Source organism: Cellulomonas sp. B6 (genome assembly GCF_001462455.1).
Taxonomy (GTDB): domain Bacteria; phylum Actinomycetota; class Actinomycetes; order Actinomycetales; family Cellulomonadaceae; genus Cellulomonas.
Genome location: NZ_LNTD01000013.1, coordinates 1 through 10,124 on the forward strand (window position 1 = coordinate 1; position 10,124 = coordinate 10,124).

Consider the following 10,124-nt stretch of genomic DNA (forward strand, 5'->3'; position numbering starts at 1 on the left):
CGGGGGCGGCGTGGGCGCGGGCCCGTACGGCGACGACGGTGCACCGGTCGTCGCGTCGGTGCGCACGGACCACGGGTCCTGCGGCGCACCGGGCTCGGCGGCCCCCGCGGCGGGCAGCGGCGCCGTCGGTGCGGGTGCGGTCCAGGACAGCGGCTGGGTGTCGCCCGCGGGCGGCAGCGGCTGGGTCGCCGCGGCGCCGGCCAGCGGCTGCGTCTCGACCGCACCGCCGTACACGGGGGAGGACGACGTGCCCCAGGCCGCGGAGGTGGACGGCTCGTCGGCGGACGGCTCGGGGACCGGCGGCTCGGACACGGTGGGCTCGGCCGCGGGCGGCTCCTGGACCGGACCGGCCCCGGCGTCGGGGGTCTCGCGGTCCTCGGGCGTCGACGTCATGCCGCCGAATCTAGTGGACCGAGATGACGGCTTCGTCCTGAGCGCGCGCGGCTGCACGTGCGTACCACCCGTGCGGGTGCGTGGACACGCCCGGACGGGGGTCGTGTCACGGGCCGGCGACCTCCAGCACGACCGGCACGTGGTCCGACGGCTGCTTGCCCTTGCGCTCGTCGCGCTCGATCCGCGCGCCCGTGACGCGCGCCGCGAGCGCGGGGCTCGCGTACGTCAGGTCGATGCGCATGCCCTCGTTCCGCGGGAACCGCAGCTGCTGGTAGTCCCAGTAGGTGAACGTGCGCTCGGCGGGCAGGTGCGTGCGCGAGACCTCGGTGTACCCGGTGCGGGCGAACGCCTCGAACGCGCTGCGCTCGGCCGGCGTGACGTGCGTGCGGCCCGCGAACCAGGCGGGGTCCCACACGTCGGTGTCCAGCGGCGCGATGTTCCAGTCCCCGACCATCGCGACCTGCGCCTGCGGGTCGGCCTCGAGCCAGCCCTGCGCCGCGTCGCGCAGCGCCGCGAGCCAGTCGAGCTTGTAGGTGTAGTGCGGGTCGCCGACCTCGCGCCCGTTGGGCACGTACAGGCTCCAGACGCGCACGCCGCCGCACGTGACGCCGAGCGCGCGCGCCTCGGCGGCGCCCGGGTCGCCCCACGTCGGCTGCCCCGGGAACCCGCGCTCGACGTCGGCGACGCCCACGCGGGACAGGACCGCGACGCCGTTCCACTGCGAGTACCCGTGCGTGACGACCTCGTAGCCGAGGGCCTCGAACGGCTCGCGCGGGAACGCCTCGTCCTTGACCTTCGTCTCCTGCAGCGCGAGCACGTCGACCCCCGTGCGCTCCAGGAAGGCCACGGCGCGGTCCACGCGGGCACGGATCGAGTTGATGTTCCAGGTCGCGAGCAGCACGGGGCGGAACGCTACCCGGCCCCGCCGACACGGCGCCCGGCACGCGACCGGGACCGGTGTCACCCCGACGCGGCGGGGCCCGGGCACGGGTCGGGCCCGCCCCCACCCGGGGAGCGGGCCCGACGTCGTGGGCGGTCAGCCCTGCGCGGTGCGGCGGCGCGCCGCGAGCACGAGTCCGGCGCCTGCGCCGAGCAGCACGAGCCCGAGCATCCCCAGCGGCGCCGGGGCCCCTCCCGTGACGGCGAGCGCAGCCGTCCCGCTGCCGACCGCCGCGGGAGCGTCCGCAGGCGCCCGGACCACCAGGCCGGTGGCCACCGAGCGCAGCGAGCCGTCGGCCGCCGTGCCGTTCAGCTGGGCGGTGTGCAGCCCGGCCGGGATGCCCGGCGGCAGCGCGAGCCGCGCCGAGAACGTGCCGTCAGCCCCCACGGCGACCCTGCCCAGCAGGGTCGGCGTCGAGAACAGCCACACGTCGACCTCGCTGCCCGGTGCGAACCCGTGGCCCGTGACGGCCACGAACCCGCCCTGCTCGACCACGAGCCTGCCCTCGCCGTCCACCGCGAGCGGCGAGCCGTCGGTCTCGAACCCGCGCAGCGCCACGGCGAACCCCTCGCCCTGCACCGTGACGCCCTCGGGCCCGGCGGTCAGCGTCGCCGCCACGGGGCGGTCGTCCGAGCGCACGAGCACGGCGCCCGGGGCGACCGTCGGCACCGTCGGCGTCCCGTCGGTGCTGCCGACGGTCACGGGCACGACCGCCGGGGCCGTGGCCGCGCCGGTGCCGACCGCACCGGGCCCGGCCGCGGTCACGGCACGCACCCGGACGTCGTACGTCGTGCCGTTGGTGAGGCGCCGCACCACGAACGGCGACCCGTCGACCCGCACCCACGTCTCGCCGCCGTCGACCGTGTACTCGTAGTGCTCGACCGGGGCGCCGCCGTCGGACCCGGGCGCCTCGAACGTCACCGTCAGCGACCGGTTGCCCGGCACGACCGACGTCACGCGCGGCGCACCGGCGGGCCGGGCGGGCGCGACCTGCACGGGCTCGCTCCACGGGCCCTGGCCCAGGTCGTTCGTCGCCGCCGCGCGGTACCAGGCGGCACCGCCCGTCGCCGGCACGGTGCCCGCCGGGGCGCCCGTCGTCGCGACGTCGGTCCAGGTGCTGCCGTCCGTGCTGCGCTGGACGCGGTAGCCGGTCGCGGTCGGCGTCGGGGACCACGTGAGGGACACCTGCTCGCGCCCGGCACCGCCGGCCAGGCCCGTGACCTGCCCGGGCACGTCGGCGTCCGACAGCACGACGGTGAACCGCGTCGGGCCGGTGAGGACGTGGCGCTCGTCCGCGGCGCGGACGGTGATCTCGTGCGTTCCGGTGAGCGCGTGCTCACCCGGTGCCAGGACCTGGTCGCCCAGCAGGTAGACGACGCCCGGGACCGTCGGGACCACGACGCGGTCGAGCGCCGTGCCGGGACGGTCCAGGACGCCCGGGGCGACGGCCGCGACCGGGGTCACGTCGGTGAACGCGAACGTGAACGCGGTCGGACCCGTCAGGACGTAGCCCGGCAGCGCGCTCGCCTCGACGACGACCGTGCCGGTGCCCGGGTGGGTGCCGGCCGCGACGGGCGTGCCGTCGACCGAGTACCGCACGCCCTCGACCGACGGGATCGTGTAGGTGTCGTCGGCCGTGCCCGCGGCGTCGGTCCACCCGGGGGCGACCGCGGTGGCCTGCCGCACGTCGGTGAACGCGAGCACCCACTCGGTGGGGCCCGTCAGCACGTGACCCTCGACGGGCTCGGCGGTCACCACGACGGTGCCGGTGCCGGGGTAGGTGCCGGGCGCGACGGGGCTGCCGTCGACGAGGTACTGCACGCCGTCGACCGAAGGGATCGTGTACGTGTCGTCGGCGGTGCCCCACGTGTCCACCTGCGTCGGCTCGGTCGCGGCGACCTGGCGGACGTCGGTGAAGACCAGCTCGAACCGCGTCGGGCCCGTGAGGACGTACCCGGGCAGCGCGGACGCCTCGACGACGACCGTGCCGGCGCCCGGGTGCGTGCCGGCGGCGACGGGCGCGCCGTCGACGAGGTACTGCACGCCGTCGACCGACGGGATCGTGTACGTGTCGTCGGCGGTGCCCCACGTGTCGACCTGCGTCGGGGGGACGGCCGTCACGTGGCGGACGTCGGTGAAGACGAGCGTGAACTCGGTCGCCCCGGTGAGGACGTAGCCGGGCAGCGCGGTCGCGGTCACCACGACCGTGCCGGCGCCCGGGTACGTGCCGGCCGCCACGGGCGTGCCGTCGACCGTGTACTGGACGCCCTCGACGGCCGGCACCGTGTACGTGTCGTCGGCCGTGCCGTCCGCGTCGACCTGCGTCGGCGCCTGCGCGGTGACCGTGATCTCCGACGGCGCCTGCTGCGCGCCGGGCCGGCACTGCGTCGCGACGTCCGCGACCGTGCCGACGCGCAGGTTGTCGATGATCACGGCCGAGTCGAGCGTCGCGTCGCTCTGGTCGAAGACCGTGAAGAACAGGTCCTGCTGCGTGCCGCCCTGCAGCGGGACCGCGGCGGTGAGCAGCGGCGAGGCGCCGTTGAACACGGTGCCCACGGCCTCGGCGGCCGGCGACGAACCGGCGCCGAACAGGCCGGAGTTGATGCTGAGCACGCGACCCTGCGGGTCGAACGCGAAGTTGTCGGGCGCGACGATCGTGTTGCCGGGCCCGATCGTCCAGGTGCTCTGGCCGACCTCGGCGATGAACGCGTCGTTGTACACGTCGCCCACGTACTGCGGGTACTCCTCGGACAGGAAGCGGAAGCTCACGCCCAGCAGGCAGTTGGCCCCCGCGGGGACGTCGAGCGTCACGCGCAGCGTCGTCACGTCGTAGACGCTGGGCCGCACCGCGGTGGACGACCACGACGTGCTGGCCGCCGTGCCCTGCGCGCCGATCAACGCGTCCGCCCGCCCGGACGACAGCACCACGTACGACCCGCCCGCGCGGGTCGGGAACCCCGCCACCGGGGTCGTCATGACGGCCGCCGACGCGCCGTTCGCCTGCACGGGCGCGAGGAGCGCGGCCGAGGCGAGCGTGTCCGTGCCGCCCAGCAGGGCCGCCGCGAGCTCGTCCGCGGTCGCGGCCTGCGCGGCCGTCGACGTCACGGCCACCGTCCCCGCGGCGAGCACCGTCGCCACCGTCGTCGTGATCCACCGACGCACTCGCATGCGTCCCTCCGCTCCTCGTCGCTCCCCGGGGCTCGAGGTGCGTCCTCGGCCCCATCGGCGGGGCGGAGCCGCAGGTGAAGGACGACGAGCAGGACGTTCGTCCTGGACGGCGAATCGGGGTGGTAGCACCCACGGGTCTCAGCGGGCGAACCGGGCGGTCCGGACAGGGCGAGGGCCCGGAGCCTCCCCGCCCCGGGCCCTCGTCCTCACCGGCGCGCGGGCGCGCCGGTCGTCGTGCGGTCAGCGCACGTCGTCGTCCACCCAGTCGAACGACTTCGAGACCGCCTTCTTCCAGAGCCGGTACTGCCGGTCGCGCTCGTCGCCGTCCATCGACGGCTCCCAGCGCTTGTCCTCGGCCCAGTTGTCGATGACGTCCTGCTCGCCCGACCAGTAGCCGACCGCGATGCCCGCGGCGTACGCGGCGCCCAGGGCCGTGGTCTCCGCGACCTGCGGGCGGATCACCGGGACGCCGAGGATGTCGGCCTGGAACTGCATGAGCGCGTCGTTGGCGACCATGCCGCCGTCGACCTTGAGCTCGGTGAGGTCGACGCCCGAGTCCGCGTTCATGGCGTCGAGCACCTCGCGCGTCTGGAACGCCGTGGCCTCGAGCGCCGCGCGCGCGATGTGCCCCTTGTTGACGTACCGCGTGAGCCCGACGAGCGCGCCGCGCGCGTCGGAGCGCCAGTACGGCGCGAACAGGCCGGAGAACGCGGGCACGAAGTACGCGCCGCCGTTGTCCTCGACGGTGGCCGCGAGCTGCTCGACCTCCGGCGCGGACGAGATGATGCCGAGGTTGTCGCGCAGCCACTGGATGAGCGACCCCGTCACGGCGATCGACCCCTCGAGCGCGTACACGGTCGGCTGGTCGCCGATCTTGTAGCAGACGGTCGTCAGCAGGCCGTTCTGCGACGAGATCGGCTCGGTGCCGGTGTTGATGAGCATGAAGTTGCCCGTGCCGTACGTGTTCTTGGCGTGCCCCACCTCGAAGCACGCCTGCCCGAACGTCGCGGCCTGCTGGTCGCCCAGGATGCCCGCGATCTTCACGCCCGGCAGCAGACCGCCCTTGCGGCCCTCGCCGTACACCTCGGACGACGAGCGGATCTCGGGGAGCATCGAGACGGGCACGCCCATCTCGCCGGCGATCTCCTCGTTCCACGTGAGCGAGTCGATGTTCATGAGCATCGTGCGCGACGCGTTGGTCGGGTCGGTGACGTGGATGCCGCCGTTGACGCCGCCGGTCATGTTCCACAGCACCCACGAGTCGGTGTTGCCGAACGCCAGCCTCCCGGCCTCCGCCTTCTCGCGCGCACCGTCGACGTTGTCGAGGATCCAGCGGATCTTCGGCCCCGAGAAGTACGTCGCGAGCGGCAGCCCGACCTTGTCCTTGTAGCGCTCGGCGCCGCCCCCCAGCGCCGCGAGCTCGTCGCAGATCTTCTGCGTGCGCGTGTCCTGCCAGACGATCGCGTTGTACACCGGCTCACCGGTCTCGCGGTCCCACACGACGGCGGTCTCGCGCTGGTTGGTGATGCCGACCGCGGCGATCTGCTCGTGCGTGAGGCTCGCACGGCCCAGCGCCATGCCGACGACCTCGCGCGTGTTGGTCCAGATCTCCGTCGGGTCGTGCTCGACCCACCCGGCCTTGGGGAAGATCTGCTCGTGCTCCTTCTGGCCCACCGAGACGACCTTGCCGGCGTGGTCGAAGATCATGGCGCGGGTCGAGGTGGTGCCCTGGTCGATCGCCAGGACGAACTGGTCGGTCATGCGGGATCCCTCCGTCGGGGCTGACGTGGTGGTGGGGTCGGGGGTCAGACGAAGTACACGCGCGCCAGCAGGCCCGCGAGGATGCCGCCGACCAGCGGGCCGGCGATCGGGACCCAGGCGTAGGCCCAGTCGGACGAGCCCTTGCCCTTGATGGGCAGCAGCGCGTGCGCGATGCGCGGCCCGAGGTCACGGGCCGGGTTGATGGCGTAGCCGGTGGGCCCGCCGAGGCTCGCGCCGATGCCGACGACGAGCATCGCGACGGCGAGCGGGCCGAGGCCCGAGGGCGTCGGGCCGAACGCGAGCACGATGAACACCAGGACGAAGGTCGCCAGCACCTCGGTGACGAAGTTCCAGCCGTACGAGCGCAGCTCCGGGCCGGTCGAGAACACTCCCAGCTTCACGGCCGGGTCGGCGTCCTGGTCGAAGTGCTTCTTGTAGGCGAGGAACGCCAGGCCGGCGCCGATCGCGGCGCCGAGCATCTGCGCGGTCACGTAGAGGAACCCGTTGGCCGCGGTCACCGGGATGCCCTTGGCGAACTCGTCCGCGCCGGACGCCCAGATGCCGATGGTCACCGCGGGGTTCAGGTGGGCCCCCGACTTGTACGCCGCGTACACGCCGGCGAACACACCGAGGCCCCATCCGAAGTTGATGAGCAGCCAGCCACCGCCGAAGCCCTTGGTCTTCGGCAGGATCACGTTCGCCACGACGCCGGCACCCAGCAGCAGGAGCAGGGCGGTGCCGAGCGTCTCCGAGAGGAACGCATCACCGATCGTGTAGTCCACTTCGACCTCTTCCGTCGACGTCGTTGTCACGCGGGCCCCCGCCGCGGGTGGTCACCGTCCCGCTCAGGGACGGCGGGTGCCGGGGGTGCGGTGCGGCGGGGCGCCGCACCCCCGGGGTCTCAGGTGCCGGCCGGGCCGGACGTGCCGCGCCCGGCGGGCGAGCCGGGCTTGGTGCCGGCGTCGACCTCGTCGCCCAGCGGGACGAGCGGCGCGACGTCGGTGGCGCGCAGCCGCACGCGCTCGGCCGCCGCGTCGTCGGGCTCGGCGGCCGCGGCGTCCTCGGCCTCCGCGCGCGCGACGTACGCCTCGATCTCGCGGCGCCGCGTCGCGTCGTCCCAGCCCAGCACGGGGGCCACGAGGTCGGCGATCTCCTCGAGCGCGCCCACGCCCTTGTCGGACTGCTCGTAGTTGAGCCGCGTGCGGTGCATCATCACGTCGTCGAGGTGCAGCGCACCCTCGTGGCTCGCGGCATAGACGATCTCGGCGCCGATGTACGCGGGCGCGTGCGGCAGCGGCCGCGCGAGCTCGGGGCGCTCGTCGCACAGGTCCGTGAGCTCCTGCAGCAGCGAGCCGTACCGGTGCAGCAGGTGGTCCATGCGCGGGCGGTCCCAGCCGTAGCGCGCCGCGATCGCGCGGGACTGGCGCTGCACGACGCGCAGCCCCTCGGCCCCGACCAGCGGCACGTCCTGCGTGATCGACGGGAGCGTCGTGGCGCGCGACCCGAGCGCGAAGTCGACCGCGTCCTTGGCCATGACGCGGTACGTCGTCAGCTTGCCGCCCGCGATGACCGTGAGCCCCGGCGTGGGGGAGGCGACCGTGTGCTCGCGCGACACCTTGGCGGACGACGTGCCCTCCTTGGTGCCCGGCTGCAGCAGCGGCCGCAGGCCCGCCCACGTGCCGATGACGTCGTCGCGCGTCAGCGGGCGCGAGAGCACCTGGTTGGCGTGGTCGATGACGTAGTCGATGTCGGCGCTCGTCGCGACGGGGTGCGTGAGCTCCTGCTCCCACGGGGTGTCGGTCGTGCCGATCACCCAGTAGCGGGACCACGGGATGATGAACAGCACCGACTTCTCGGTCTGCAAGATCAGGCCCGTGTTGCCCTCGATCCGCTGGCGTGGCACGACGATGTGGATGCCCTTGGAGGCCAGCACGCGCAGGCCGCCCTCGCTGCCCGCGAGCGACTCGGTCTGCTCGGTCCACACGCCCGTGGCGTTGATGACCTGGCGGGCGCGCACGGCGATCTCCTCGCCGGTCTCGAGATCCCGCACGCGCGCGCCGGTGACGGCGCCGCCGTCGGTGGTCTCGAGCCCGACGACCTGCGTGCGGGACGACGCGTGCGCGCCGTAGCTCACGGCCGTGCGGACGAGCGTCTCGACGAGGCGCGCGTCGTCGACGCTCGCGTCCCAGTACCGGACCGCCCCGACCGCCGCGTCGTGCCGCAGGTCGGGGAACAGCCGCTCCATGCCCTTGCGGGTGAGGTGCTGGTGGATCGGCATCGCGCGGCGCGTGCCCGAGACGGACGCGAGCGTGTCGTAGAGCGCGACGCCCGCGCCGACGTACGCGCGCTCCCAGACCCGGTTCTCCAGCGGGTAGAGGAAGCTCACGGGCTTGACCAGGTGCGGTGCGATCCGCGTGATGAGCAGGTCGCGCTCGGTGAGCGCCTCGCGCACGAGGTGGAAGTCGAGCATCTGCAGGTAGCGCAGGCCGCCGTGCACGAGCTTGCTCGAGCGGCTCGACGTGCCGGAGGCCCAGTCCTGCGCCTCGACGACAGCGGTCGACAGGCCGCGCGTGACCGCGTCGAGCGCGATGCCGGCGCCGGTGACGCCGCCCCCGATCACCAGCACGTCGAGCTCGCCGCCGGGTTCGGAGCTGCGGCGCATCGCCGCCAGAGCGTCCTGGCGTGCCTGTGCCGTCAGCGGTGCGGTCCTCATGCGGTGGATCCCCTCCCGGGTGGAGCCGTGCGGTCGGACGCGTCGGACGGCGGTGGCCCCCTCGCCCGCCGGGCGCGTCCCGGTTATCGTCATCACGTCCAGAACGGACGCGCAACCGGAGTGCACGAACGTGCACGGTTGACGGGACCATGGTCCGTACGAGGGGTGGTGCCGGGTGTTCGTGGAGCGGGAGCAGGACGTGCTGCGTGCGGCGTCCATGTACTACCTGCAGGACCTCAAGATGGAGGTCATCGCTCGTCATCTCGGCACCTCCCGCTCGACCGTGTCGCGCCTGCTCAAGCGCGCGCGGGAGACCGGGCTCGTCGAGATCACGCTGCGCCCGTCGAGCACCCGCGCCCCGGGCCTCGGTCGCTCGATCTCCGCCGCGTACGGCATCGACACGTACGTCGTCCCCGTGCCCGACTCCGCCGGGTCGGTCGAGCGGCTCGACCAGGTCGCGATGACCGCCGCACGTCTGCTCGCGTCCTGGTTCGACTCCGACATGGTCATGGGCATCGCCTGGGGCACCACGCTCGCGGCCGTGTCGCGGTACCTCGCGCCCAAGCCGACGCGCGGGTCCGCGGTCGTGCAGCTCAACGGCGCCGCGAACATGCGCACGTCGGGCGTCGAGTACGCGTCCGACCTCATCTCGTCGTTCGGGTCGGCGTTCGGTGCGGCCGTGCACCACTTCTCCGTCCCCGCGTTCTTCGACTTCCCCGACACCAAGGCCGCGATGTGGCGCGAGCGGTCGGTCAAGCGCGTGCTGGACATGCAGCGCCGCGCCGACATCGCCGTGTTCTCCGCGGGCGCGGTCGCCGGCGCCGTGCCGTCGCACGTCTACTCGGCCGGGTACCTCGACGAGGACGACGTGCGCCGCCTGCACGACGAGGGCGTCGTCGGCGACGTCTGCACGGTCTTCCTGCGCGCCGACGGGTCCTGGCAGGACGTCTCGCTCAACAGCCGCGCGACCGGCCCCACGCCCGAGGAGCTGCAGCGCGTGCCGCGACGCGTGTGCGTCGTCGCCGGCGACAACAAGGTCGCGCCCCTGCTGGCCGCGCTGCGCGCCGACGTCGTCACCGACCTCGTCGTCGACGAGCTCACCGCGACCGCGCTCGTCGAGGCCGCGTCGTCGCGCCCCCACGCGCACCC

At 74.1% G+C, this 10,124-nt stretch carries 6 protein-coding genes and 1 pseudogene; 1 reads left to right on the plus strand and 6 read right to left on the minus strand.

Annotated features, from left to right (window positions below; all coding sequences use genetic code 11):
* The 6 genes and pseudogenes from ATM99_RS00920 to ATM99_RS00945 form a co-directional block, all read right to left on the minus strand.
* Nucleotides 1–393: pseudogene (locus ATM99_RS00920) on the minus strand (hypothetical protein); the annotation flags it as partial.
* Nucleotides 394–499: 106 nt separating this feature from the next.
* Nucleotides 500–1,294: an exodeoxyribonuclease III gene (locus ATM99_RS00925; RefSeq protein ID WP_062101084.1), complete on the minus strand. Its 795-nt coding sequence runs from the start codon at nt 1,292–1,294 to the stop codon at nt 500–502.
* 135 nt (nt 1,295–1,429) lie between these two features.
* Nucleotides 1,430–4,501 (minus strand): fibronectin type III domain-containing protein, encoded by a 3,072-nt coding sequence (locus tag ATM99_RS00930; protein ID WP_150118042.1) that lies wholly within the window; start codon nt 4,499–4,501, stop codon nt 1,430–1,432.
* 240 nt (nt 4,502–4,741) lie between these two features.
* Entirely contained in the window at nt 4,742–6,262 is a 1,521-nt protein-coding gene (glpK, locus tag ATM99_RS00935; protein WP_062101086.1) for a glycerol kinase GlpK, read from the minus strand.
* A gap of 44 nt (nt 6,263–6,306) precedes the next feature.
* Nucleotides 6,307–7,044, minus strand: coding sequence for an MIP/aquaporin family protein (locus tag ATM99_RS00940; protein WP_062101087.1), 738 nt, complete (start codon nt 7,042–7,044; stop codon nt 6,307–6,309).
* A gap of 119 nt (nt 7,045–7,163) precedes the next feature.
* The gene (locus ATM99_RS00945) at nt 7,164–8,975 is read right to left on the minus strand and encodes a glycerol-3-phosphate dehydrogenase/oxidase (protein WP_062101088.1); all 1,812 of its coding nucleotides are present in this window, start codon (nt 8,973–8,975) and stop codon (nt 7,164–7,166) included.
* Between the two features lie 175 nt (nt 8,976–9,150).
* Between ATM99_RS00945 and ATM99_RS00950 the strand changes: the two genes are divergently transcribed.
* On the plus strand, nt 9,151–10,124 hold a 974-nt coding region (locus ATM99_RS00950; RefSeq protein WP_082659102.1), incomplete at its 3' end, for a sugar-binding transcriptional regulator.

What these genes read in the sequence shown, in the direction of transcription:
- ATM99_RS00930 (WP_150118042.1), bottom strand. Translation starts at nt 4,501, where the DNA reads ATGCGAGTGCGTCGGTGGATCACGACGACGGTGGCGACGGTGCTCGCC.
- glpK (WP_062101086.1), bottom strand. Translation starts at nt 6,262, where the DNA reads ATGACCGACCAGTTCGTCCTGGCGATCGACCAGGGCACCACCTCGACC.
- ATM99_RS00945 (WP_062101088.1), bottom strand. Translation starts at nt 8,975, where the DNA reads ATGAGGACCGCACCGCTGACGGCACAGGCACGCCAGGACGCTCTGGCG.